Genomic DNA, 25141 nt, shown 5'->3' with positions numbered 1-25141 from the left:
GACGTTCTGGCATGTGTGGTATGCGTAGTGCGCATGGACTTCTCCAGTACGGCTCTGCGGGTTCTGCGGCAGGTCGCCGAGTCCGGGAGCTTCACCGCGGCGGCCTCCCAGCTCGGCTACACCCAGTCGGCGATCTCACGCCAGGCGGCGGCCCTCGAACGGAGCGCGGGCACTGCGCTGTTCGAGCGCCGCTTCGACGGCGTGCAGCTCACTGCCGCGGGCCTGACCCTGCTGCGTCATGCCCGCTCGATCCTGGACTCCGTCGCGGCGGCCGAGAGTGAACTCACCGGCTCGGCTCCGCAGACCGAACTGGTGCGGCTCGGGATGTTCCCCAGCGCCGGGGCGGTACTGCTGCCCGGTGTGCTCGCGCGGCTCGCAGTGACCAGCCCGCGGATCACGGTCACGACACGTGAGGCCGGCACACCCGCGCTGCTCCGCGCCCTGCGGGCGGGCACCATCGACATCGCCGTGCTGACGTCCCGCCCACCGCACCGGCCGGCGGACGGTGAATCCCCCCGGTTGCACACCGAAATGGTCGAGGATTCCGAACTGCTCGTGGCGGCGCCTGCCACCGGCCGGTTCGCCGGCCGGACCACCGTGCACGTCGACGAACTCGTCGACGCTCCGTGGATCGCCAGTCCGTCGTCGAGCAGCGAACCCATGCTCGGCGTCTGGCCCGGCCTGCCCGGCAGGCCGCGCATCGTCCACATCACGCGTGACTGGCTGACCAAACTGCAGCTGGTCTCCGGCGGATTCGGCGTGACGACCGTTCCCTCGCGCATGTCGCCGGTGCTGCCGCACGGCGTGAGTCTGCTGCACGTGGACGGCGTGCCACCCGAGGTGCGCCGGATTCTCGTGACCCGCCTCCCCGGCCGACCGGCCCCGGCCATCTGCGCCGTCACCCGGGCGATCACCTCGGGCGCCTGATCCGCCGGCGGGGTTGCGGGCCTGCACGGCAGGGTGGGTTTTCGCAGGGACGGCAGCCGCCTTCCAGGCTGTGAACGAACGGTGCCGTTGTCGGCTCCCTCGCCGCTCTTGGCGCGGCAATCGTGAGTGGGCGTGTGGCGGCGCGCTCGCAGTTCGCCCAGTGGCGCAGGCAGCATCGCAGGGATGCCTACGCGAGTTACCTCAGCGCTCTGCACGATCGCGACATAGCCATGGACGCCATCTTTGATGTACTTCGGCCGCACCAGCCTGACCTGCAGAGTGTCGACGAGAAGGTGCAACGCTTCATCACCCTGGCGCGCGAAGTGCACCGTGCGGCCGAAGTTGTCGTGATTGAAGGGCCGTCCGCCGTGGTGAGGGCGGCCGACGACGTGGCCCGAGCATCCGGCGGTCTTTCCGACGTGATGCAGCGGATGGTGAAGAACGCTCACGCGGGAGACAGCTCTCACAAGACGGCGGACGTCGCCCTTGCCGCTGAGAGAGCGCGTCCTCTACCAGGCTGTGAAGAGCTTCCGCTCGGCAGCCAGGGACGTCCTCGGCAGCCCGAACTGACCGCTCCACACAGATCCGGTCTCCAGCGAGCCCTTTTCGCCCTCACCACCCGCCGCCTGAGGCGCAGTCAGGTGCGGCGCCTGTCTCAGGACCCCGTGCGAGGTTCCTCGCCCACATGGTCCACCACGGCTCGCTGGAGCACCGCGGTGGTCTGGATCACGCTGCCGGCCTTGCCGATCACCGTGTCCTGCTGAGTGACATCGCGGAAGCCGAGGAAGGCGTACGTGGACTTGTCGAAGATCCATTCCTGGCGGTCTCCGGCCTGACCGTCCAGGGTGATCGCGACACCGTGCCGGCCTGCGGCGTCCACCGCGTCGGGGATCACCGCGGTGCCGGGGATCTGGGCGGCGACGCGGTAGAGGAACGCCGTGGTCTGCGGGTCCACGGACTCCTGGAGCATGCCGCCGAGATACGCGAAGACCCACGGCATGCTCACGGCCGGGTGCTTGCCCCCCTTGGTGTTCTCCGCGTTGTCCACCTGTCGCTGCCAGTCGGTCTCGATCGCCCGAAGCGCCGCCGCGGGGTCGCGGGGGAGGGCGGCCAGGTCCTCGTAGGGGCTCTGCGTGTGTCCGGGGCCTCCGATCGTGCCCTCGCCGGGGCCGGGGAAGTTGAGGCGTTCGGGAGCCTTGTCGCCGTACGCCTGGGCGCCGGCCTGGCTCCGCGACCAGGGAATCCACTCCCGAAGGGTCTCCAACCTGCTGAGCTTCTCGGCGGTCTTGGAGTACTTCCTGTGCACCCGGCCGTCCTTGTCGGTCCACTGCGCCTGGAGGGGGTTCTCCCTTCCGGCAGAGACGCTGCGGATGTACACGTACTGCTGCCGGCCGACAGTGACGGCCGGTGCGCGAGAGACCACGTCGGCCGCGTTGTCCAGCAACATCGAGGCCTTGGAGGGAGCGGGCCGCGCGGTGTCGGTGTGCCGGTTGTGGTGGCCGACGCCGGTGGTGAGGACCACGGCAGCCACGGCTGCCGCGGCGAGCGGGGCGAGGACCGGCACCCAGCGCTGCCTACGGCGTCTCGGCGCCGCAACGGCGTCCGCGGCGGCAGCATCGGGGCCGGCCGCGGGTACGGATCGACGGATCTCGCTCATCAGGTGCTCCTTGAGGACGCCCAGGCGGTCGTCGGGCAGATCGCGGAGAGCCGGGAGCGGCAGCAGTCGGGCCGCGTCGGCGCGCTGTGCGGACTCCGCGGACGCTTCGGCATCGGGGCCGTCGTGGTGTGGCGTCTTGGCGTTCATCGGTTCTGCTCCTGGATCGACCGGGCCGCGATCGCGCGGCCATCCTGTTGCTGTCCGGAACGCGACGCCGGTTCCGTCCTGTCAGAGGCGAGTTCCTCGTCCGTCAACTTCCGCAACCGGCGCCGGGCGCGGGAAAGGCGGGAGCGGATCGTGCCGACGGGCACGTCCAGCGCCTCGGCGGCGGCCGCGTAGTCGAGGCCGGCCCACACGCACAGCGCGAACACCTCCCGCTCGCCGCGCCGCAGCCGCCGCAGTGCCCGCTGCGCTGCGGCCAGCCGCCTGGCGTCCTGCATCCGTTCGACGACCTCGTCCGCGAAGTCCGGCGCGGTGTCGTGCGGCGGGACACGGTTCAGGGCGGCTTCGTAGCGGCGAGCGGCCCGCGTGGTGTTGCGCAGCACGTTGGTGGCGATGCCGAGCAGCCACGGCAGCATGCCGTCGCCTTCGGGCCGTACCGTCTCGCGCAGCCGCCAGGCCTCCAGAAAGGTCAGCGACACCACGTCTTCGGCCGTCGCCCAGTTCCCGGTCACGCGGACCGCGTACCGGTGCACCGTCCGGGCATGTTCGTCGAATATCGCCCCGAATGCCTCCGGATCACCGGAGCGCAGGCGGGCGCGCAAGGAGAGTTCCACACCTGCTCCTGTCCGCGCGCCACCGGGTTCCCTGAGGCATTCGTGACTCAGGTCACATCCGCGGGCTGCAAGTAATCCGATGCAACTCGAAGAGGGAACGCGCGGCCGCGACCACGCCGCCGGCCGGCCGCGCCGTCACCGACCGTACCGTGTGGGTCTGTTGGGCGGCCGCCGTGATCTCAACGAGCGGCAGGGCACCTGTTCTGAGCGGAGGCCGGATCGCCTCTACGGCCCGGGGATGGTCTGCTCGTCACGCTCAACTCCGTTGAGACCGGCTGACGTCCACAATTCGGAATGTTACGGTCCGGTTCTGGGGCGGGGCGGGAGTTGCGGTCGGGGTGAGTGGGATCGATAGCGTGGCACAGCGATCATCACCTGCGCACTGCACAGGGCGATCGCCGAAAGCACACGAGAAACGGGGACACTTCTTCATGGCCAACTCGGCCCGCTCTACTCACATAGCCCGAGCCACGCGCATCGGCGTGCTCGCCGCGGCCGTACTCACAGCCGCGGCTTCCCTGACCGGATGCTCCGCCGGCGACACCGCTTCCGCGCCCGCGGGCGTTGCGGCGACCGAGAGGCCGCTGCTCACCAGGGCCGAGGCGAACAAGACGCTGGACGCCTATCAGAAGGCCAACAACCAGGCCAACGCCAAGCGTTCCGCCTCACTCATGGCGACGGCGGAGGCCGGCGCTGTCCTTGCGATGGACCAGGCGTACTTCACGCAGATCCCAGGCCTCAAGAAGAGCGATGTCGCGCGCACCATCGCTCCGTTCGTCTACGTCAACCGCACCTTTTACATCCCGCCCGCTTCCTCGGGGGCCGACTGGTTCCTGGTGCGCACCCAAGGCGCGCAACTCACCGGTGGCAAGCCGGGCAAGCTGTGGTCGAAGGACATCAGGTTCCTCGTCTTCCAGCGCTCCGGTGACGGCTGGCGGATGGTCGTTGCCCGCGACTTCGAAGGATCCGACGTGGCCAAGGTGCCCCACCTCGCCCTCGACAGAAGCGGGTTGATGAAGGTCGCCGCCCCCGACGCCAAGATTGGTAAGACGGCGCCCTCGCAGTTGCCGGGACTGGTCACCGATCTCTGGGTGACAGGAAGCAGCAACACCCCGCTCGCCCCCACCTCCGCCCGACGCATCGGCAGTTCCTGGTACACCGAACGGGAAGACAACCTGGACGGCCACGCCTGGGTCGACTTCAAGAAGACCGCCCCCCGCGCGGGCGACGTCTTCGCCGCGAAGACCACCGGCGGTGGCGCGCTTGTATTGTCCGACAGCGCTGTCGAGGAGACTTTCCTCGCCAAGGACCTGCAGTCCTATATCAGCCTCGGCGATACGGACAAGCCGTTCGTCAAGCACCACCCGGACGCGCACATGACCAAGGTCGTCCGCCACTACGTCCAGACGGAACTCGGACTCATCTCCGCAGACGGCAAACCCGCCGTCTACTCCATCGGCACCCAGCTGACCAAGGTGGACGCGACACCGACACCTGACATCTGACACACCGTCCACTTCCGGAACAGTTGGTTGGTTCGGGGCGGGTGGGAATGAACTCCGTTCGGCAGCGGGAGAGATGGGCATGATTGGTCTGCCCGTCTCGCTCGTGGAGGTGGCCGGTGCCCTCGGTGCTCGGCCTGCTGGAGGTCCGGGAGAAGTGAATCCGGGAAGAGATCGTGTGGTCGCCTGAGAGGTGCGGTGGAGCTGATCTCGCGACGACCGGATCCGCGGGACCGACGCGCGCGCCAGGTCCTCCTCACCGACAACGGCCGCAGGCGGCTGGAGCAGGTGCGGCGCAGCTTGGGAGCCGCGGAGGCACGACTTCTCGTAAGCCTCGGTGACAAGGACGCCGAACTACTGCGCACCCTGCTCTCCCGTGTCGCGCAGAACGCTCAGCGCGAGAAGCTCGCCCCCGACGAAGCAGACTGCTGAAAGCCCCTGCACAGGGGGCGTTGACGGCACGACGCGGCTCGCTGCTCCGCCCGCCGGGGCGGCTTGGCCGCGCGTACGGGATGGGCGGCGACGTAGCGCATGGCGGGCTTCTCGGCGATGCCGAACTGGCACATCAGCGTGAGCGGGTATGTGCTTCTGGTCGCCCGTCTGCTGCCTCGGCAGCGGCGTCCCAGTCGAGGTTCTCTCGAAGCCGGGGGAACTGGGCGAGGTGCCGTCCGTGGTGGTCGTCCACCTCGACCGTCCCGCGGTCATCCCCGAGATCACGGCCGCCGCGGCGGCGACCGTCGCCGAGTTCGGCATCACGGACGAGGCCCTGCTGGGGCTGTTGTTCGGCGATGCCGCGCCTCGCGGGCGCCTGCCGGTGGAGATGCCCTCCTCGATGCGCTCGGTGGAGGCGTCGCGCGAAGACGTGCCGAACGACACGGGGGACCCACTCTTCCCGGCAGGCCACGGCCTGTCCTACAGCGCCTCCGGGAATGAGCCGCGCCGGCCCGACTGACCGGGCCGGTACGGACACCGAGCCGCCCGCGCGCCCTCTACCTCCCCGGGACGGTCAACGTGTCAACGTCCAGGCGGGTCCGCCGGCTTCGGGGTGTCGGCGGGTGGCCGGGACGGCAGGGCCGCGAAGGCCAGTGCGGCACCGGCCGTGGCGACCGCGGCGCCGACGGTCAGGCCAAGACCCATGCCGCTGATGAACGCCGAGCGGGCGAGTGCCGCCAGCAGGCGGCCGGACGTACCGCCCACCCGCTGGGCCAGTTCGAGGGCGCCGCCCAGGGAACCGAGGACGCTGTCCGACACGCCGTGCGGGAGGTGGTACGGCGTGAGCGGCGGCCCCATGCGGTCCTGGTAACGGGTCGTCAGCAGGCTGCCGATCACGGCGACCCCGAGCGCGCCGCCCAGTTGCACGGACACGCCGTTCGATGCGGAGCCCACACCCGTGTCGCCCGGCGGCAGGGTGCCCATGAGGGAGTCGAGCGAGGCCGGGACGACCAGACCGGCGCCGAGGCCGAGCAGCATCATCCCGCCGACCACGTCTCCGTAGGTGGACGACACCTCCGCGCGGGACAGCTGCCACAGCCCGCCCGCGACGACCAGCAGGCCCACACCGACGACCGCCTTGGTGCCGGCCACCCGCACCAGCACGGGAGACAGGGGAGCCACCAGCGCCAGCAGCCCGGCGACCGGCAACACCCGCACGCCCGTGGCCAGTGCCGAGTAGCCGAGGCCGAACTGCAGGTACTGGGTGAGCACGAACAGCGCCCCGAACAGCCCGAACATCGCCAGTGCCACGGAAGTGGTGGCGAAGGAGAAGCGACGGTTGCCGAAGAAGGCGAGGTTGAGCATGGGGTGGGACGTGACGCGCTCCCACAACACGAAGCACACCAGCACCGCCAGCCCGGCCCCGCCCGCACCGAGCACGATCCCCGACGACCAGCCGCGCACCGGCGCCTCGATGATCGCCCACAGGAGCAACCCCAGACCGACGATCGACAGGACCGAACCGGCCGGATCCGGCCGCAGCGCCGCGGGGTTGCGGGACTCCGGCACCAGCAACCGTGCGCACACCAGACCGGCCGCGGCGAAGGGGATGTTGACCCAGAAGATCGACCCCCACCAGAAGTGCTCCAGCAGCAGCCCGCCCGCCACCGGACCGATGGCGATGCCGAGCCCGCTGGTGGCGGCCCACACGCCGATCGCCCGTCGCCGCTCGCCGGGGTCCCGGAACACGTCGGTGATGATCGACAGGGTGGCCGGCATCATCATCGCCGCGCCCACGCCCATGCCGGTGCGCGCCGCGATCAGCATGCCCACCGAGCCGGAGTACGCCGCCCATGCGGATGTGGCCCCGAACAGCGCGAGCCCGGCCGTGAAGACCCGCCGGCGGCCGAACCGGTCCGCGCTGCTGCCCGCCACCAGCATCAGCCCCGCGAACGCCAGCGCGTAGGCGTCCACGATCCACTGCAACTGCGTCGTCGTCGCCCCGAGTTCCTTCACCAGGGTGGGCAGGGCGACGTTCAGAATGGTGTTGTCCAAGGTCACGATCAGCAGCGACACACACAGCACCACGAGGGCGATCCATCGGCTCCTCGCGCCGCCCGCCTCGGGTGCCGGAGCTGCCTGCGGCATGTCACGCAGATTGGTCATGCTTCCATCCAGCGCCTGGCTCCGCGCTCCCGGGCAGGTGCCGAACGTCCCGCCCAAGGGTCGGGCGGCCTGCGCACGTCGCCCTGTTCCGCATCGCTGGCGAGCGTGCGGTCTGGCTGTGCGTGCGGTCTGGCCGTACGTGTGGTCTGGCCGTGGCGCAGGGCCCGATGGGCAGACTCCTGGCCCACTGGGCCCAAGCAGCGAATGGCGCGATCGCACGACGCTGGGCGTGAAGACGGAGAGGCGACCGTCATGCCGACAGCCGGGCGAGCAGTCGTGTGCCGGAAAGATGCCGGGTCCGACGGCGCGGCGATCCTGGACACCCATGACCGGCCGGCGCCGAGCCGCGTCCAAGGCCCGTACCCGAGGCGATTGCGCTGAAGGGAAACCCACGACAACCACAACCACAACCACAAGGACTGGCAAGGACGAGGAGCGGAAGCGATGTCTGAGCAGAAGACCCTTTGGGACTATGCCAAGTACGCACCCCGAGCCCCCCTGCACGGGCACGTGCTCGTCGGGGTGGACGGGTCGGACCAGGCCGTGCGCGCCCTGGACCGCGCGGTTGCCGAGGCTCAGGCCCGCTATGCGCCGCTGGAGATCCTGCACGGTTGGCCGTGGGCCAAGCACGGCGCACCCGACGCGGAGACCGGTGGAAGGGACGAGCGCTCCCTCCTCGACAGGGCGCACAACGTGCTGGAATCCGCCGTCGAGCGGGTGCGCGAGCGCGCCCCGGAGCTGGATGTGGTCGCGACCCTGAGCCCGGAACCGGCGGCATCGGAGCTGGTGCGTCGCGGCGAACGGGCGGCGCTGACCGTCGTCGGCAACCGCGGTTGGGGTGAGTTCACCACACCGCTGGCGGGCTCGGTGGGCCTGCGGGTCGCCGCGCACTGTGCCGGTCCGCTGCTGGTGGTGCGTGGCGAGTCGGCGGATTCGTCGTACGGAAGGCCCGGACACGAAAAGGTGCTGGTCGGAGTCGCCGACGACACCGACGTCGATGCCGCCCGGTTCGCCTTCGAAGAAGCCCAACAAGGCGGCGCGCACGTGCAGGTCCTGTACGCGAACACCTTCGCGGCGCTGCTGGGCAGTCACCGCCCCGTTCCCGCCGAGCAGCTCCAGGCGGACCTGGCCAACGAGATCCGCAGGGCAGACGCCGTCCCCCGCATGGCCGTCGCCACGGTGCGGGAGAAGTTCCCGGAGGTCGAGGTCCAGATCGACACCGTGTGGGGCGGAGCTGCCGAGGCGCTGGTGGAGGCCAGCCGCGCAGCCGGCACGGTCGTGATCACGACGCATCGTCGGCACAGCCGAGGGCCCGGCAGGCGACTCGGCCCTGTCACGCACGCGCTGCTGCACCGCGCGCACTGCCCGGTCGTCCTCGTCCCCGCCGTCTGAGAAGAACGCACGGCGACACCGACGACGACACGTGGACCGGGGGAGCTTTCACCCATGCCGTCCAGCTCTCAGACAAACATCCAGCTCTCAGGCAAACCCGGAGCCTGCTCCACCATCACGCTGCGGCAGCGCGTGGCCATCCGTCAGAGGAACGCCGGTCAACCAGCCGCTGGGACGAGCGCTCCTCAGCGGCTGACGATCAGGGCCACGACGTTCAGGACGACCAGAGCGAAGGCCGTGACGCCGCCGACCAGGGCGGGAGTCAGACCGGCCGGCGCGCCACGCCGCCGGGCGCGCAGACCGTAGAGGAGCGCGGCGACACCGGGAGTGATCAGCACCAGCAGGGCGAGGCCGCCCGCCAGGAGCGTCGCGGTCAGGGGCACGGTCTCGTCGCCGTCGGCGTACCCCTGAAGGCTCAGCAGCCAGTCGCCGAAGAGCACCGTCAGGACGAAGGCCGGGAGGAGCAGCGCGAGCCACAGCCAGGCCCGGCGCACATCGCGGCGGGCCTTGGCCGACCCGGGCGCCAGACGGCCGTATCCGCTTCGGGAGGGAGCGTGTGCCATGGGGTCTCACAGCCTCTGTCGGAGTGCGAGTTCGGAGTGCCAGTTCGGAGTGCGGGGTCACTCGTCCTGGCCCGGCCCTTCACGGGTGGGGGACGAGGAGCACCGGGCAGGTCGCGTGGCGTACGGCGGCGTGGGCGACCGCGCCGAGCCGGGGCCCGGCGGCGAGCGTGACGCGGTGGCCGAGGACGGCGAGGGCGGCATGGTGGGTGGCGGCGGTAACGGCGCCGGCGGGGACGTCCTCCAGGCAGATCTCCTCCACGCGTACGTCGGGGAACTTCTGTCGCCAGGGCAGCAAGGTCTCGGCGAGCAGTTGCTCGGCGTGGCGGGCGTGAGGCGAACTGGCGTACTGCCATGACGCGACGGGGTAGGTGCGTGCGGGGGCGGACGGCATCCAGGCGTACAGGGCGCGCAGGGGTACCTCACGCATCGCCGCCTCCTCGAAGGCGAAGGCGATGACGCCGTCCTGAGCAGGGGTCTCGGCGTCGATCGCCAGCAGGACCGGTCCGGCGGGCAGCTTGTCGGCGTGCGGTGCGGGGCGGACGAGAGCGACGGGGAAGTCGGCCTCGGCGGCGGTCTGCGCGCCGGTGGAGCCCAACAGTAGGGCGGACGTCGCGCCCAGGCCGCGGGAGCCGAGCACGAGCAGGTTCGCGGCGAGTCCGGCGGCCAGGAGGGCTTCGCGGGGCGGCAGGCTGAGCATCTGGGCGTGGATGTCGAGGTGGGGGTGGCGCAGGCGCAGCCGGTCGCGGGCCAGGTCGAGGGAGCGGGCGGCCCAGCGGCGGCGGGCGGGGGCATCCCGTGTCGGGGGAGAGGAGTTGTCCGGCGGCGGCCAGGCGGAGACCAGGTGCAGGGAAGTGTCGCGGAGTTCCGCTTCGCGGGCGGCCCAGGCGGCGGCAGCGAGACTGGCGGCGCTGCCGTCGATCCCGGCGGTGATGGGGCCGAGCATGGTCACACACCTTCTGTCGGGCGATGGGGGCACCTCCCGGCTGGAACGCAGCCGAGAGCCAGGGGAGGCTCGAGCCCCGGCCGCGATTCGAGGGGCTCTCCACCCTGGCCTGGGTGCGGGCACGGACGGGAGGGCTCCTCGGCTCCCGGCGTTGGGCCGAACGGCCCAACGCCGCGTGGAACGTGACTGGAAGACAGCACCGAGGTGCACAGGAGGGTGGAGCGCCGTGTGAGCCGGATGTGAGCACGGTGGCCTGCGGGGTCTGGCGGTCCCTGTCCACCACGCGGTTGGCCGCCTTCCCCCGGTCACCGGTCGGCAGTGGGCCATGCAGGCGTCGATGCCAAGATCAGCGCCGCCTGTCGGGGCTGTTCAGCCGGCCCACCGCCGCGATCCGTAGATCCGTGGCTCTGCGCCCGATGTGGGCCCGTCGAGGACCTGGATGTAGTCCGCCTGCGGCCCCGTCACAGGGCCCCACAGCCCCAGGAGGTGCCCGATCGGCCCTTCTGGGAGAGCCACCCGCCGGAGCCATTCTGAACGAAGACGCGAGAGAGGCAGGGAAAGGGGTGAGCCCGGATGAAGGCGCAGGCAGGAGACGTGCTGCGGTTCACCGGCAGGACTGTGGGAACGCCCGAACACCATGCCACCGTCGTGGAGGTGCTCGGCCCGGACGGCGAACCGCCCTATCGGGTGCGCCACGACGACGGTCACGAGACGGAGATCTTTCCCGGCCCCGGATGCCTGGTCGAGACTCGTCGGGCGCGTGATGCCTCGTCCGACCGCCCGCAGCGGGAGGCGCGGTGACCGCGCTCGCAGGACGGGGAGCCGGGGCCGAGCGACCCGTGTGCGGGGCCAGGCTGCCGTGGCGCCGGGCGGCGCGAGGCGCGGCCCGCTCGAGGGTGGCGAACGGAACGAACCGTGAGGACGGGCGAGGGTGGTTGCTGCTGCCCAAGTCGGGCTGGCGGCGCGTCGACACGATAAGGGTGCCCCGCCTGTTCGGCTGATACGGGCGGTCCGGGCCGCTTCCGCAGGGCCCCGGGTGCGGTAGCGGCAGACCGCGCCTGGCCGGCCCGCTGCAAGGTTGGGCGAACGGCGCCGTTCTGGAGTCGGTCGTTGTGCCCCGGACCCCGGCCGACGCATTACGAGCGTGGCCGCGGAGGCGTTGAACTGGCCCCGAATTTCGCCGCCCGCTCATGCAGCGTGCTGAGCCGTCTCCGCTCGCGATCCTTCCGCGTGGCGGGCGGGGATTCGCGAGGATTCCGGTCCCCGGTCGGCGGGGAGGAGAGGGACGTCGGCCGGGCACGACGGCGTGTGTCTGTTGTCGTCCTCGTGTTCTTCCGGAAAGGGGCTCGGCGATGAAACTCCTCCCGTCCTGTGCTGAACGCGGCGTGATCGCCCCGCTCCTCGGCCGAACCGGACGTTGTGCGGGCGCCGTTGCGGCCGCCGCGGTGTTCCTTGCGGCGTGCGGCTCCGCTACCCCCAAGGCTGCCGCCCCCAGCGCCGCCACACCCAGAGCTGCCGCCCCCAGTGCCGCCGCGCCCTCCATCACCACCGCCTCGCCCTCCTCGCCCGCCGCCAAATCCTCCTCCACATCACCGACTTCACCGGCTGCGGGTACGACGGCTCCGTCGCCGGACCCCATCTCCACCGCGGCGGCGTGCACCAACAAGACGAAACTCGCGGCGTGGTCGAACCGGCGCCTGGCGATGCTGACCATCGTCGTACCGGTCTCCGAGACCGGCGTGTCCAACGCCACCACGGAGGTGAGCGCCGGTGCGGGCGGCGTGCTGCTGTTCGGCAGCTCGGCGCCCTCCGACCTCGGTTCCCGGCTGACCACCCTGAAGTCCCATGTCCCCGGCCATCTGGGCCTGTTGGTGATGACGGACGAGGAGGGCGGCGGCGTTCAGCGCATGGCCAACCTTGTCGGATCCCTGCCCTGGGCCGCCTACATGGGCACGCACTGGACACCCACGCAGATACGGCAGAACGTCGGCAAGGTCGCCGCCAGGATGTCCGCCGCCCAGGTCAACATGGACCTCGCGCCGGTCGTGGACGTCGACGGCAGGAACGTGGCACCCTCCAGGACCGACCCCGACGGCTGGCGCTCCTTCAGCGGCAGCACCTCGGTGGTGACGAACGACGGCATCGCCTACATGAACGGCCTGCGCGACGGCCACGTCATCCCCGTCCTGAAGCACTTCCCCGGCCTCGGCGGTTCCAGCTACAACTCCGACTACGGACCCGCGCACACCCTGCCCTGGTCCACCCTGGTCAAGGTCGGCATCCCGCCTTTCAGCGCGGCCATCAGGGCAGGTGCCCCGGCCGTCATGGTCTCCAACGACACGGTCCCGGGCCTGGCCACCAACCCCGGCAGCCTCTCGCCCACCACCATCACCTACGAACTGAGGGGCAAGCTGGGCTTCAACGGGCTGGTGCTCACCGACTCCCTGTCGGCCAAGGCGATCTCGAGTGCCGGTTACACCGTCCCACGGGCCGCCGTACAGGCTCTGCGCTCCGGTGCCGACATGGTCATGTTCGGCCTGGCCGGCAATGTGGCTTCGGAGACCTCGGCGACCTCCTCGGCGATCACCACCGCGGTGGCGGGCGGCCAACTGTCCCGCAGCCGCCTGATCGACGCTGCGGCCCATGTCCTGGCCGTCCGGCACGTCAACCTCTGCACCTGAGCTGCCCTCGCCCTGCCGGCCGCGGAGACCACCGCGCGTGACGTTTCGTCCTCCGGATCAAACGGCTTGATCTTCCGGCACGCTGCGTTGCCGACGAGGACCAGGACGAGGTCGGCGGGCTACCGGTGCCCGGCGGGGGAGAGTGCCGAGGGGGACTCGCGGAAGCGGACGGTCGCATCGGCGAGCGCGAGCGGGCCGAGCGAGGACCGGTAGTGGTGACCGCACAGAAACAGGTCGACCCTGCGGCCGTCGTGCGTCGGCAGGAGCACTTCGACCCGCGGCGGGGCGGTGCAGCAGCAGGACCGCCCCGGCCACGCGGTCGTGCCGTCGGAGTCGACGGACCGGACCCTTGCAACAGGTGCGTGAGGCATGATGTCGGCCCCTTCCGTCGGGACGTCTGGGCTGCTCGGCCGCGGGCGGTCGCCGGCGGCACGGGTGGGGTCGTGCGGTGGGACTGCCGGATCCGGGCAGGAGGCGAGCGGTGGGACTGCCGGATCCGGGCAGGAGGCGAGCGGTGGGACGGCCAGAACCGGGCAGGTGGCGTGTGTGAGGCAGTAGCGGAAGGTGGAGCGCCTGAACCAGCGCCACGGCCACCCACGCCGCAGGCCGCGAGCACTCGGCTCGCCCACCACCAGCAGGTCGTCCTCCCGGTAGGCGGTGGCCACCAGCACCGCGCCGGGTGGGCCCGTCGACGCGACCGGACGCACCCGCACGCCGCGCGGAATGCCGCCCAACGCCCGTGTGAACGCGTCCCGCACCACGCGTATCTCCCGCTCCTCGCGTGCGGCCTGCATCTGCTCCCATATCTGCGAGGGGGTGGGGTCCGGCAGATGGGCGAGCCGCCAGGCCACCGGATCCGGCACGGCCGGATCCCGTGTCAGCGGTGGTCGGTAGGCGCGTACGGCGAGCAGTTCCCGGCCCCCGAGCTCGGCCTGCGCCACCGCGGCCCGCAGCGCCCCGAGCCCGGCCGGGGAGGCGTGCACGCCGACGATGACGCGCCCGGGCTTCTGCTTGCTCATCTCGGGTCACCGCCCCTCGATCACGGTTGATCATTGCCCCGATCCCAGGATCCGCCTGCCCCCTGGACCGGCACAGAGGCTGCATGTACCTGCCTTGGGCCTTTCGGCCCACGGCGTCACACGGGCGGCGGCACACGATGTAAGTAGCACATACGACGACACGGACAGCGCAGATCTGTGAGGGACTCGGCCTGCTGGCCGGTCTGTACCTGGCGGCATCGGCATGGATCGTGGGCTTCGACGCCACGCTGCCCACCCTCGCCGTCACCAACCTGATCGCCGGCCTGGCGTACGCGTTCTTGATGAGCGGCGGTTTCGGCTCCGCCTTCGAGCGCACGCACGCGATGAGCTGGGCCGCGGCCGGGATCGGGGTGTGGACCGTCATCGCCCCCTTCGTGGTGGCCGGAGCCCGGAGCTCGCACCCCGCCGCGGAGATCGTCAGCAACGCGGTGGTCGGTGGCCTCGCCGTCGTGTTCGCCGTCACCACGGGGATGCTGGGACTGCGGGCCAAGCGTCTGACCTGACGCCCGCACCGTTGTCCGCCGGTGGGGCCGAGCCGGTCCGCTCGCCCCCACCGGCAGACGGCCACCCCGGGCCATCGGCTCGACGGCTCGAGAGCAGACGCGCAGCCGGCTCCCGCGACTCCGGCGGCATCTTCATCTCCGGCGGACCACCCGACGCGCGGGCTCAATTTGAGTGTGCACAGCCGTGATCGCCCGCGCGGCCCTGCGCCACTGAACGGGCGGGGATGCACGGAGCGGAGCCGCCCGGCCCCGGCCGAGGGACTTTCGGCCCCGTGTGCGCGGTGGGCGCCGAGCGGATGGTCGAAGAAAGTCCGCAGGGAAGGGAGCCACCATGCCCTGGGGAACGATCTACAAGGACACTCCGCCGCCAGTCCCGCCCAATCTGGACGACTATGACAAGGTCTGCGCGGCGTTCTCCTGGTCCGATGCGCGCATCGGACTCCACGGCCTGCCCGGCGGACGCGGCCTCAACATCGCGTACGAGGCCGTGGACCAGCATGCCGAATCAGGTCGGGCCGGGGCGGTCGCACTGCGCTGCGTCGGCCGGGACGACTCCGTGACCACGGTGACGTACGGCGAGCTGGCCCGCTCCACCGCCCGGTTCGCGAACGTGCTGCGCACGCTCGGGATCGGCCGGGGCGACCGCGTCGTCACGCTGCTCGGACGATGCCCCGAGCTGTACACCGTGGTTCTCGGGACCCTGAAGAACACCAGTGTGCTGTGTCCCCTGTTCTCCGCCTTCGGACCTGATCCCGTGGCGCAGCGGCTGCGCCTGAGCGATGCCCGGGTGCTGGTCACCACCGCGGAGCTGTACCGCAGGAAGGCCGCCGAGCGGCGCGACGGGCTCCCGGGACTCGACCACGTGCTGATCGTCGGCGAGGGCGCGGAGGAACTGCCCGGCACGCTCTCCTACGACACGCTCATGGCCGGCGCATCGGACGACTTCACCATCCCGCCGACCTCGCCCGACGACATGGCCCTGCTGCACTTCACCAGCGGCACCACGGGCACGCCCAAGGGCGCCGTCCACGTCCACGAGGCAGCCGTCGGGCACTACGTGACCGCGCTGTACGCCCTCGACCTCCACCCGCAGGACGTCTACTGGTGCACGGCCGACCCGGGATGGGTGACCGGCATGTCCTACGGGATCATCGCGCCGCTCATGCACGGCGTGACGGTCGTGGTCGACGAGGGTGACTACGATGCCCGGCGCTGGTACCGGATCCTCGCCGGACAGCGGGTCAGCGTCTGGTACACCGCCCCGACAGCGCTGCGGATGCTGATGCGCACGACCCCGAGGACCGGGCCGTACGACCTTCCCGCCTCCTTCGACCTGAGCGCGCTGCGCTTCATCGCGTCGGTCGGCGAGCCGCTCAACCCGGAGGCCGTGCTGTGGGGCCGGGACGTTCTGGGGCTGCCGGTGCACGACAACTGGTGGCAGACCGAGACCGGCGCGATCATGATCGCGAACTTCGCGGGCTGCGAGATCCGGCCGGGTTCGATGGGACGTCCGCTGCCCGGCGTCGAGGCGGCGGTGTTGCGCCGTGGCGACGACGGGCGTGCCGAGGTCGCCGACGGACACGTCACGGTGCTGGAACAGCCGGATGTGGAGGGCGAGTTGGCGCTGCGACCGGGGTGGCCGTCCATGTTCCGCGGCTATCTGCACGACGCGGAGCGGTCTGCGGCGGCCTTCGCGAGCGGCTGGTACCTCACCGGTGACCTGGTCCGGCGTGACGCCGACGGCTGGTACTGGTTCGTCGGACGCGCCGACGACGTCATCAAGTCCGCCGGGCACCTCATCGGGCCGTTCGAGGTGGAGAGCGCCCTGATGGAGCATCAGGCGGTCGCCGAGGCCGGGGTGATCGGGCGGCCGGATCCCGTCGCCGGGAACATCGTCAAGGCGTTCGTGACCCTGCGACCGGGCTTCGAGGCGACCACGGCGACGCGGCAGGAGCTGCTGGCCTTCGCCCGGCGCCGGCTCGGGCCGGCCGTCGCGCCCCGTGAGATCGCCTTCGACCAGCATCTGCCGCACACCCGCAGCGGCAAGGTCATGCGCCGCCTGCTGCGGGCCCGCGAACTCGGCCTGCCGGAGGGCGACATCTCCACCCTGGAGGGAACGGAGGGTTCCGCATGAGCGGCACACGCACCGCGCGCAAGCCCGGGCCGAAGCCCAAGGCCTACCCGAAACAGCAGGCGGCACACCGGCTGGCCCTGCTCGGTTCGATGCTGCGCATCCGCCGGTTCGAGGAACGCTGCGTGGAGCTTTACAGCGCCGCGCACATCCGCGGCTTCATGCACCTGTACATCGGTGAGGAGGCCGTCGCCGTCGGCGTCAACGAGGCGCTCACCGGCGAGGACGCGGTCGTGTCGACGTACCGGGAACACGGACACGCGCTCGCCCGCGGTGTCCCCGCCGAGGCGATCATGGCGGAGATGTTCGGGAAGACCACCGGCTGCAGCCGCGGCCGCGGCGGCTCCATGCACCTGTTCGACGCGGGCCGCCGCTTCTACGGCGGCAACGCCATCGTCGGCGGAGGCCTGCCGCTGGCCGCCGGACTCGCCCTCGCTGATCGCATGAACGGCCGCTCCCGCGTCACCTGCTGCTTCTTCGGCGACGGCGCCTTCGCCGAGGGGGAGTTCCACGAGACGGCCAACCTCGCCGCGCTGTGGAGACTGCCTGTGCTGTTCGTCTGCGAGAACAACAGGTACGCGATGGGCACCGCCCTGCAGCGCCACCAGGCCCAGACCGATCTGGCGCTGCGGGCCGCCTCGTACGGCATGGTCTCCTATGCCGTCGACGGCATGGACGTCCTCGCCGTCGAGGACGCGGCCCGGCGCGCCGCCGAAGGGATACGCACAGGAACCGGCCCCCACTTCCTGGAGATGCGCACATACCGCTTCCGCGCCCACTCCATGTACGACCCCGACCGCTACCGCGACAAGGCCGAGATCGAGGGCTGGAAGGAGCGCGACCCGATCGAACTGCTCGCCCGGCAGCTGCGGGAGCACGGCGCGCTCACCGGCAAGGCGCTCGCCGCAGTCGAGGAACGTATCTCCACCGAGATCGACGGCGCCGTCGAGGCGGCGGAGCGGGCACCGGAGGAGTCCGTCGACGACCTGCTGAAGTTCGTCACCAGCCCTGCGGAGGAGGCGATCCGGCCATGACCGCGAACAGGACTCCGAGCGGTGATCCCGCCGAACGGAAGACCACCTACCGGGAAGCGATGCGCGAGGCGATCCGGGAAGCGATGCGCGCCGACCAGCGGGTGTTCCTGATGGGGGAGGACGTGGGACGCTACGGCGGCTGCTTCGGCGTCAGCCTGGGACTGCTGGAGGAGTTCGGCCCCGAACGGATCCGCGATGCCCCGCTGTCGGAGTCCGCGTTCGTCGGCGCCGGCATCGGCGCGGCCCTGGCCGGAATGCGGCCGATCGTCGAGATCATGACGGTCAACTTCAGCCTGCTGGCGCTCGACCAGATCCTCAACAACGCGGCCACCCTGCTGCACATGTCGGGCGGCCAGCTGCCGGTGCCGATCGTCATCCGGATGACCACGGGTGCCGGCCGGCAGCTGGCGGCCCAGCACTCGCACAGCCTGGAAGGCTGGTACGCGCACATTCCCGGCCTGCGCGTCCTGGCCCCGGCGACCATCGCCGACGCCCGCCACATGCTGGCCCCGGCGCTCGCCGACCCCGACCCGGTGCTGATCTTCGAGCACGGCAGTCTGTACAACACCTCGGGCGACCTGCCGGTCGACGCCGGCCCGGTCGACATCGACCACGCCGCGATCCGCAGGCCCGGCACCGACGTCTCCCTGATCACCTACGGCGGGTCCCTGCCCAAGGCGCTGGACGCGGCCGACGAACTGGCCGGCGGGGGGATCAGCGCCGAGGTCGTGGACCTGCGCACGCTGCGTCCCCTGGACGACGTCGTGATCAGCGACTCGGTCGCCCGCACGCACCGGGTCGTCGTGATCGACGAGGGCTGGCGCACCGGCAGCCTGGCCGCCGAGATCTCCGCACGCCTCACCGAGCAGAACTTCTACGACCTCGACGCCCCGGTGGAACGCGTGTGCAGCGCCGAGGTGCCCATGCCGTACGCGCGCAAGCTGGAGGAGGCCGCGCTGCCGCAGGTCGCCGGGATCGTCGCGGCCGTACGCCGTGCGGTCGGCCCCGCCCCGTTCACCATCGACGAAGGGCGGGTGCCGGACGGCAGGGGGGCGAGCTGATGGCCGAGTTCACCATGCCCTCGCTGGGCGCCGACATGGACGAGGGGCTGCTGCTGGAATGGCTGGTCGGCCCCGGGGACCGAGTGCGCAAGGGCGACGTCGTGGCGGTCGTGGAGACCGACAAGGCGGCCATCGAGGTCGAGTGCTTCGCCTCGGGCACCGTGGGGCGGCTGCTCGTCGATCCCGGAACGCGGGTGCCGGTGGGGACGCCGCTCGCGGTGATCGAGGGCGCGGCGGCGCCGGAGACCGCTTCGGCGAAGGGCGTCGGGGAAAAGACGTCGGCGCGTGCCGAGCGTAAGACTGCCCCCACGAAGGCCGCGCGGGACATCGCGTCGGCGAAAGCTGCCCGGCCTTCCGCTCCCGCGGAAGCCGCGCCGAGGCACGCTCACGTCGGGGCCACGGCGGAACCACCGCCCCGTACGACCGTGGAGACAGAACCCGAGCCTGCCCCCGCGACTGCCGTCGAGCGCAGGAGCGAGCGGGAGCCCGAGCTCGTGGCGGCCCCTGACCTGGCTCCGCCTGTGAAACGGTCCGCCGAGGGGAAGCCCGTCGTCGGGGCGGGACCGCTGGTGCGGCACCTCGCGGAGGAGTCGGGCGTCGATCTGACGTCCGTGCACGGCACCGGACGCGGCGGCCGGATCACCCGGGCCGACGTCGCACATGCCGCGCCCGCTCCCGCGCTCAGGGTGCGGGCCACGCCGTACGCCAGGCGGCTGGCCCGCGAACTCGGCGTCGACCTCGGTGTGTTGGACGGCACCAGCGACGGCGGAGTCGTACGTGCCGCGGACGTGCACGCGAGCGTTCGTGCACGCGGCGCCGCCGAACCGCACGCCCTGCAGCCCGCCAGCAGTGCCGGGCAAGCCGAGGAACGAAGGCCCGCACCTGCTCGCGCCGAGAGCAGCAAGGGGCAGCGCGCGGCTGCCATGCGGCGTGCCGTCGGCGACCTCATGAGCCGCTCCAAGAGGGAGATCCCGCACTACTACCTGTCCACCACCGTCGACCTGACCGCGGCCGTCGACTGGCTGCGCCGGCGCAACCGTGGCCGCCCGCCCTCCGACCGGCTCGTCCCCGCGGCCCTGCTGCTGAAGGCCGCCGCCGTGGCGGCCCGCGAGGTACCGCAGCTCAACGGCTTCTGGCAGCGCGGCGCTTTCACCCCCGGAACGGGAGTGCATCTGGGCGTCGCCGTGTCGCTGCGCGACGGGGGCCTGCTCGCCCCCGTGATCCACGACGCCGACACGCTCGCGCCCGAGGACCTGATGGCCACGCTCAAGGACGTTGTGCAGCGGGCCCGTCTGGGACGGCTGCGCGGCAGCGAGTTGTCCGGCGCCACCCTCACCGTCACGAGCCTGGGCGATCAGGGCGTGGAGTCGGTGTTCGGTGTCATCTTCCCGCCCCAGGTGGCCCTGGTCGGCTTCGGCGCGGTGGTCGAACGGCCCTGGGCCACCGGCGGTCTGCTCGGCGTACGCCCAGTGGTGACCGCGACCCTGTCCGCCGATCACCGTGCCACCGACGGCGCGATCGGGGCGCGCTTCCTCACGTCGGCAGACCGCCTGTTGCAGAAACCCGAGGAGTTGTGACGCAGATGAAGCCCCTGAACCCGACCGAGGCGCTGATCGTCGTCAAGGAGTCCATCACACGGATCGTCCCCGACGCCGACTTCACCCGGGTCCGGCCGGACGACAAGTTCCGCGACGTGCTGGAACTCGACTCGCTCGACTTCCTGAGCCTGGTGGAGATCCTCCAGGAAAGCACGGGCGTGCGCATCGACGAGGACGACTATCCCGAACTCACCACCCTGGCCGACACCGTGGAGTTCCTGGTCACCCGGACCGGGCAGGGGCCGCTCGGCACCTGAGCCCGACCGGTCGGCTCAGCGGGTCATCTCGTGGCCTCGGCGCAGCCGGTGGCGATTCCACGAGGCTCGCCGTGTGACCCGAACGGCACCGTCGCCGGGGCCCGGTCGGCCCTGCCCGATCCGCCGGTGGGGCCGCAGGCCGAGAGGGCTCGTGTCGGCCGGTGCCGAGTGGGCGAGGGAGGACGTATGCCTGCGATCGATCTTGCTGCTGGGGGAAGTGCGGTGTCGCTGTCCGGTGGCGACCTGGTGCTGGTGGTGGTCGTCGGGATCGTGGCGCTGGGGGCCTTGGCGGTGGCAGGTGGCCTGCTGCGCGGGGTGCTGGCCGCAGGGCAGGGCACCGAGCGGATGCAGACGATCGCCCGGGGCGTCCAGGAGGGCGCCGCGTCCTGTCTGGGGCGCCAGTTCCGCACGCTCGCCGCCTTCGTGGTGCTGATCCCTTTCCTGCTGCTGCTCCTGCCCGCCGACACCACCGGGGTGCGTATCGGTCGGTCGGTGTTCTTCGTGGTGGGTGCCTGCTTCTCGGCGACCGTCGGCTATCTGGGCATGTGGCTGGCGGTGCGCGGCAACGTACGTGTGGCCGCCGCGGCGGGCGAGGGCAACGAGAAGCGGGCGGTGCAACTGGCGTTCCGCACCGATGGGGTGACCGGGATGCTCACGGTCGGGCTGGGACTGCTGGGCGCGGCCGTGGTCGTGCTGATCTTCCGGGGCCGGGCGGTCGGAGCGCTGGAAGGCTTCGGGTTCGGCGAGGCCTTGCTGGCGATGTTCATGCGGGTGGGCGGCGGCATCTACACCAAGGCCACCGGTGTCGGAGCGGACCTGGTGGGCAAGGTGGAGCAGGGCATCCCGGAGGACGACCCGCGCAACGCCGCGGTGATCGCCGACAACGTCGGGGACAACGTGGGCGACTGCGCCGGAATGGCCGGAACCCGACGTGTCGTCCCCGATGCCACGCGTCCGAACCGGCGGTCATATCGTCGGAGCACAGTCGCCGCGCGCAGGTGAACTCAGCCCGGCCGCCTCGTGCCGGGGACCGTGTACGTCCCTCCCTCCGCGACCGGCGAAGCATGGGCCGGGTGGCCCCTGCACAGGGACGGCGGGCCTCTACTGGATGGCGGCCGCGGTTGTGACATTGGAAGGGACGACCGGCCGCCCTTCTGCCGGGCGAAGGAGATCGACATGAGCATCCGGCGTCAAACCCACCACCGGCACCGCACCGCGGAGACGGTCACGGACCCGGTCTGCGGCACGCGGATCAGCCGGTACGGGGCTCCCGCACACCGCGGAGCGGAAGGACACACCCGCCACTTCCACTCCGCCCAGTGCGCGTCCACGTCCGGCACCGGGACCGCCCGCTCCACCGCCAAGGCCCCGTGACCCGCCCGAGCGGACGAAGGACACCATGACCAAGAAGGCCCAGCCCCCACCCCCAGGCGACCGGCCGACGCCCACGGCGCCGCCGCCCCCGCCCGCCTGGCGGCACTGGCTGTGGCCGCTCGCGATCGTCCTGGCCATCGGCCTGTGGACGGTGCTGCCCGGCTTGCAGTCCACCCAGACGCAGAAGGTGAACCTGACGTATTCGACGTTCCTCACGGACGTCGACGCCGGGAAGGTCAAGAGCGTCACCATCAAGGGTGACGGGGAGACGAACGGCACGCTCACCAGCGGGCGCCGCTTCACCACCGTGGTCCCCGTGCAGCTCGCCGGCGACCAGCTGCTCACCCGGCTGGAGAAGAAGCATGTGGAGGTGACGGCGTCCCAGCCGTCCTCCGCGCCGTCGTCCGGTTCCCAGGTGCTGTCCTGGATCCTGCTGCTGGGGCCGGTGGTGTTGATCTTCTGGTTCTGGCGGCGGTTGTCGAAGGGCGGGGCCGCGCAGATGAGCGGGGCGTTGGGCGGGGTGGGCAGGTCCCGGGTCAAGGTGTTCGACGCGGAGCGACCGCAGACCACTTTCGCCGATGTCGCGGGGTATGTGGGTGTGAAGTCGGAGATCGCGGAGGTGGTCGATTTCCTGCGGCGGCCCGAGCGGTACCGCCGTGCCGGGGCGATGGCGCCGCGCGGAGTGCTGATGGTCGGCCCGCCCGGCACCGGCAAGACGCTGCTGGCCCGCGCGGTGGCAGGGGAGGCGGAGGTGCCGTTCCTGTCGGTGGTCGGCTCCAGCTTCGTGGAGATGTTCGTCGGGGTGGGTGCCGCCCGGGTGCGGGACCTGTTCGCCGAGGCCCGCAAGCGGGCGCCGGTCATCGTCTTCGTCGACGAGATCGACGCGCTCGGCGGCCGCCGGGGGGCGGCGGGGGCGGTGGTCTCCAACGACGAGCGGGAGCAGACCCTCAACCAGCTTTTGGCGGAGATGGATGGGTTCGAGGCCGCCGAGGGCATCGTCGTCCTGGCCGCCACCAACCGGCCCGAGGTACTGGACCCCGCCCTGCTGCGCCCGGGACGCTTCGACCGGCAGGTGACCATCCCGCTGCCCACCCTGGCCGAACGCACCGCGATCCTGGCCGTGCACTGCCAGGACAAGCATCTCGGCGCCGACGTCGATCTGGAACGGGTGGCGCGCGGCACGCCCGGTTTCTCCGGCGCGGACCTGGCCAATCTGGCCAACGAGGCGGCCATCGTCGCCGTGCGGGCGGAGCGTGCGGAACTGTCCGCGGACGACTTCGACGCGGCCCGCGACCGGATCCTGCTCGGCCGCCGTGAGGGCTCGAACGTGCTGCTGCCCGCGGAGAAGGAGGCGGTCGCCGTGCACGAGGCCGGGCACGCGCTGGTGGCCGCGCTGTCGCCGAGCGCGGACCCGGTGGCCAAGGTCACCATCCTGCCCGCCGGTCAGGCCCTCGGGGTCACCGAACAACTCCCGCTGGTGGAGCGTCACTTGTACGGTGAGGACTTCCTGAGTCAGACGCTTGCGGTCCGGCTGGGCGGGCGCGCCGCGGAGCTGGTCGTCCTGGGCCAGGGCTCCACCGGCGCGGCCAACGACCTGGCGGGTGCCACCGAGCTGGCGACCAAGATGGTCCGCGAGTTCGGGCTTTCGCGCGCGCTGGGGCCGGTGGGGTACCCGCAGGGAGGCTCGGTGTTCCTGGGCGGCGGGGCCGCGATGAGCAGCCGCCCCTTCGCCGAGGCCACCCAGGCCGCCATCGACGCCGAGGTCGCCCGCCTGCTGCGCGAGGCCGAACAACACGCCACCGACCTGCTCACCCGACACCGCGCCCAGCTGGAGGAACTGGCCCACCTGCTGGTCAAACACGAGACCGTGGACGGCACGGCGGTGTACGGCCTGCTGGGCACCGAACCTCCGAGCACGCACCCCCCCGGCGAGACCATCGCACCACGCCGCGTCACTGTCACCAAGAAACCAACCCAACATCGCACCGGCCACGCATCGGCCACGCCTCCCCCCGGCGGGGACGGAACCGGGGGGACGCCTCCAGCGGCCGCGCCTTGACGCGCGTCGACATCCGCCGGGTCGCCAGGCTCGGCCCGGGGCCTCGCGCCCGAGGCAGGATGGACGAGCGGACCGAGGACGAGGGCCGTTCGGTACACCAGCAGGGTCGTTGGCACCCATGCGGAGCGGGTGACGGAGGGGGACCGTGGAGGTCGGGATCGAGAAGACTCCGGCTCCAGGCGCTCCGGGAACGGGCGATGTGGGCCGAAACGTCGATCGCGACGGCCGGCGGGGCGATCTCCAAGCCGAGAAGGACAAGGCGTCCGAGGACAGGGACGTGCGAGGAGGCACCGACGTGATCACGCGGATCCTTGGCGAGGGCCAGTATGAGATCGACGACGCCCACCTGGGCGTGCTGGGGGAACTGGACGCCGCGGTGCAGTCTGCCGCCGCGTGCGGCGACGACGAGGAGTGCGTGGCCGGAGTCCAGGCCCTGCTGGAAGCCGTACGCGATCTGGGCACCCCGATGCCGGACGACGCCTCCGTGCCGTTGGATCTCATCCTGCCCGACGAGGGCACCAGCCGACGTCACATGCGCCAGATGCAGGCACTGCTGGCCGACAAGGGCCTGATCCCGGCGGGACGAGGGGCGACGCCGTGCGCAGCCGCTTCGCCGGTCACGGCGCCGAGGAGATCGGCCGTCCCCGCGAAGGAGGTCTCCTGCGTGGTGATCACGCCGTCGGCCGGCAACGTAGGTTGAAGGCGTCACGTGCCGTGGAGTTGACGCACGGGTGCGTCATGAAGCCGACGAGGACGAGACCCCGTCGGCTCGTCCGCCGCGACCGCGCGTCCATGTCGGTCCCGACGAACCGGACCTCGGCGGGACCCCGTGCCGGTCCTGACCGACTGTCATAACGCCTACCCGCAGGGCCCGGCTGTTCGGCCTTGGACGAGGGGCCTGACGGCCCATACGCAGAGCCCGCCGAGCTGGACACCATGGAAGGACGACGGCCAAGCGCGCCGCGGAGGACCGTGGAGCGTGCCGTCACGAACACGGCCGGAGGTGAGGGACCGATGTCGGTTCACGACGAGTTGGTGCATGCTC

Annotated in this window: 23 protein-coding genes and 1 pseudogene; 17 read left to right on the top strand and 7 right to left on the bottom strand. The window is 71.4% G+C overall.

What is annotated here, in order from left to right:
• The first annotated feature begins 33 nt into the window (after window positions 1-33).
• Window positions 34-927 carry a LysR family transcriptional regulator gene (locus ACIBN2_RS37385; RefSeq protein WP_399141302.1) on the top strand — a complete coding sequence of 298 codons (894 nt, stop codon included), beginning with the start codon at window positions 34-36 and terminating at the stop codon, window positions 925-927.
• A 655-nt stretch (window positions 928-1582) separates the two neighbouring features.
• On the opposite strand, the gene ACIBN2_RS37380 is transcribed toward ACIBN2_RS37385, so the two are convergent.
• Complete coding sequence (locus tag ACIBN2_RS37380; protein WP_399141300.1) at window positions 1583-2731, bottom strand: CU044_5270 family protein; 1149 nt, start codon at window positions 2729-2731, stop codon at window positions 1583-1585.
• On the bottom strand, window positions 2728-3360 hold the full coding sequence (locus tag ACIBN2_RS37375; protein WP_399141299.1) for an RNA polymerase sigma factor: 633 nt from the start codon (window positions 3358-3360) through the stop codon (window positions 2728-2730). Before ACIBN2_RS37375 ends, ACIBN2_RS37380 begins: the two co-directional genes overlap by 4 nt.
• 431 nt (window positions 3361-3791) lie before the next feature.
• Between ACIBN2_RS37375 and ACIBN2_RS37370 the strand changes: the two genes are divergently transcribed.
• The 3 genes from ACIBN2_RS37370 (at window position 3792) to ACIBN2_RS37360 (ending at window position 5814) form a co-directional block, all read left to right on the top strand.
• Window positions 3792-4865, top strand: a complete 1074-nt coding sequence (locus ACIBN2_RS37370) for a hypothetical protein (protein WP_399141297.1) — start codon at window positions 3792-3794, stop codon at window positions 4863-4865.
• A gap of 195 nt (window positions 4866-5060) precedes the next feature.
• Window positions 5061-5294, top strand: a complete 234-nt coding sequence (locus tag ACIBN2_RS37365) for a hypothetical protein (RefSeq protein ID WP_399141295.1) — start codon at window positions 5061-5063, stop codon at window positions 5292-5294.
• Window positions 5295-5442: 148 nt separating this feature from the next.
• Window positions 5443-5814: a glycoside hydrolase family 3 C-terminal domain-containing protein gene (locus ACIBN2_RS37360; RefSeq protein ID WP_399141294.1), complete on the top strand. Its 372-nt coding sequence runs from the start codon at window positions 5443-5445 to the stop codon at window positions 5812-5814.
• A 62-nt stretch (window positions 5815-5876) separates the two neighbouring features.
• On the opposite strand, the gene ACIBN2_RS37355 is transcribed toward ACIBN2_RS37360, so the two are convergent.
• On the bottom strand, window positions 5877-7460 hold the full coding sequence (locus tag ACIBN2_RS37355; protein WP_399141292.1) for an MFS transporter: 1584 nt from the start codon (window positions 7458-7460) through the stop codon (window positions 5877-5879).
• 444 nt (window positions 7461-7904) lie between these two features.
• Between ACIBN2_RS37355 and ACIBN2_RS37350 the strand changes: the two genes are divergently transcribed.
• Window positions 7905-8852 carry a universal stress protein gene (locus ACIBN2_RS37350; protein WP_399141290.1) on the top strand — a complete coding sequence of 316 codons (948 nt, stop codon included), beginning with the start codon at window positions 7905-7907 and terminating at the stop codon, window positions 8850-8852.
• 185 nt (window positions 8853-9037) lie between these two features.
• Here ACIBN2_RS37350 and ACIBN2_RS37345 read toward each other — a convergent pair whose 3' ends face one another.
• Together ACIBN2_RS37345 and ACIBN2_RS37340 are read right to left on the bottom strand one after the other, a co-directional pair.
• Window positions 9038-9415, bottom strand: coding sequence for a hypothetical protein (locus ACIBN2_RS37345; protein ID WP_399141288.1), 378 nt, complete (start codon window positions 9413-9415; stop codon window positions 9038-9040).
• 79 nt (window positions 9416-9494) lie between these two features.
• Window positions 9495-10358, bottom strand: coding sequence for a universal stress protein (locus ACIBN2_RS37340; protein ID WP_399141286.1), 864 nt, complete (start codon window positions 10356-10358; stop codon window positions 9495-9497).
• Between the two features lie 573 nt (window positions 10359-10931).
• Here ACIBN2_RS37340 and ACIBN2_RS37335 point away from each other — a divergent pair.
• Both ACIBN2_RS37335 and ACIBN2_RS37330 read left to right on the top strand, forming a co-directional pair.
• Window positions 10932-11159 (top strand): DUF1918 domain-containing protein, encoded by a 228-nt coding sequence (locus tag ACIBN2_RS37335; RefSeq protein ID WP_399141284.1) that lies wholly within the window; start codon window positions 10932-10934, stop codon window positions 11157-11159.
• 551 nt (window positions 11160-11710) lie between these two features.
• The gene (locus tag ACIBN2_RS37330; protein WP_399141282.1) at window positions 11711-13039 is read left to right on the top strand and encodes a glycoside hydrolase family 3 N-terminal domain-containing protein; all 1329 of its coding nucleotides are present in this window, start codon (window positions 11711-11713) and stop codon (window positions 13037-13039) included.
• Between the two features lie 119 nt (window positions 13040-13158).
• Here ACIBN2_RS37330 and ACIBN2_RS37325 read toward each other — a convergent pair whose 3' ends face one another.
• On the bottom strand, window positions 13159-14058 hold the full coding sequence (locus tag ACIBN2_RS37325; RefSeq protein ID WP_399141281.1) for a universal stress protein: 900 nt from the start codon (window positions 14056-14058) through the stop codon (window positions 13159-13161).
• Window positions 14059-14231: 173 nt separating this feature from the next.
• On the opposite strand from ACIBN2_RS37325, the gene ACIBN2_RS37320 reads away from it, so the two are divergent.
• The 10 genes and pseudogenes from ACIBN2_RS37320 to ACIBN2_RS37275 all read left to right on the top strand — a co-directional run bounded on the left by ACIBN2_RS37320 (window position 14232) and on the right by ACIBN2_RS37275 (window position 24796).
• Window positions 14232-14582: an SPW repeat protein gene (locus ACIBN2_RS37320; protein ID WP_399141461.1), complete on the top strand. Its 351-nt coding sequence runs from the start codon at window positions 14232-14234 to the stop codon at window positions 14580-14582.
• 331 nt (window positions 14583-14913) lie between these two features.
• The gene (gene acsA / locus ACIBN2_RS37315) at window positions 14914-16716 is read left to right on the top strand and encodes an acetate--CoA ligase (protein ID WP_399141279.1); all 1803 of its coding nucleotides are present in this window, start codon (window positions 14914-14916) and stop codon (window positions 16714-16716) included.
• A complete protein-coding gene (gene pdhA / locus ACIBN2_RS37310) occupies window positions 16713-17747 on the top strand; it encodes a pyruvate dehydrogenase (acetyl-transferring) E1 component subunit alpha (RefSeq protein WP_399141277.1) in 1035 nt (344 codons plus the stop codon). Before acsA ends, pdhA begins: the two co-directional genes overlap by 4 nt.
• Window positions 17744-18808 carry an alpha-ketoacid dehydrogenase subunit beta gene (locus ACIBN2_RS37305; protein ID WP_399141275.1) on the top strand — a complete coding sequence of 355 codons (1065 nt, stop codon included), beginning with the start codon at window positions 17744-17746 and terminating at the stop codon, window positions 18806-18808. The genes pdhA and ACIBN2_RS37305 overlap by 4 nt, the downstream gene beginning before the upstream one ends.
• Complete coding sequence (locus ACIBN2_RS37300) at window positions 18808-20385, top strand: 2-oxo acid dehydrogenase subunit E2 (RefSeq protein WP_399141273.1); 1578 nt, start codon at window positions 18808-18810, stop codon at window positions 20383-20385. The genes ACIBN2_RS37305 and ACIBN2_RS37300 overlap by 1 nt, the downstream gene beginning before the upstream one ends.
• Window positions 20386-20390: 5 nt before the next feature.
• Window positions 20391-20663: an acyl carrier protein gene (locus tag ACIBN2_RS37295; RefSeq protein ID WP_399141271.1), complete on the top strand. Its 273-nt coding sequence runs from the start codon at window positions 20391-20393 to the stop codon at window positions 20661-20663.
• A 186-nt stretch (window positions 20664-20849) separates the two neighbouring features.
• Window positions 20850-21584, top strand: a pseudogene (locus ACIBN2_RS37290) (sodium/proton-translocating pyrophosphatase); the annotation flags it as partial.
• 255 nt (window positions 21585-21839) lie between these two features.
• Window positions 21840-22037, top strand: a complete 198-nt coding sequence (locus ACIBN2_RS37285) for a hypothetical protein (RefSeq protein ID WP_399141269.1) — start codon at window positions 21840-21842, stop codon at window positions 22035-22037.
• Between the two features lie 25 nt (window positions 22038-22062).
• The gene (gene ftsH, locus ACIBN2_RS37280) at window positions 22063-24096 is read left to right on the top strand and encodes an ATP-dependent zinc metalloprotease FtsH (RefSeq protein ID WP_399141267.1); all 2034 of its coding nucleotides are present in this window, start codon (window positions 22063-22065) and stop codon (window positions 24094-24096) included.
• Window positions 24097-24391: 295 nt separating this feature from the next.
• Window positions 24392-24796: a hypothetical protein gene (locus ACIBN2_RS37275; RefSeq protein WP_399141265.1), complete on the top strand. Its 405-nt coding sequence runs from the start codon at window positions 24392-24394 to the stop codon at window positions 24794-24796.
• Here ACIBN2_RS37275 and ACIBN2_RS37270 read toward each other — a convergent pair.
• Entirely contained in the window at window positions 24768-24890 is a 123-nt protein-coding gene (locus ACIBN2_RS37270; protein WP_399141264.1) for an isochorismatase family protein, read from the bottom strand. The genes ACIBN2_RS37275 and ACIBN2_RS37270 overlap by 29 nt on opposite strands.
• Window positions 24891-25141 lie beyond the last annotated feature (251 nt).

The organism is Streptomyces sp. NPDC050534 (assembly GCF_044457745.1).
Lineage (GTDB): Bacteria > Actinomycetota > Actinomycetes > Streptomycetales > Streptomycetaceae > Streptomyces.
The sequence above is the reverse complement of the archived record's forward strand: the minus strand, read 5'-3'. Positions and strand labels throughout refer to the sequence as shown.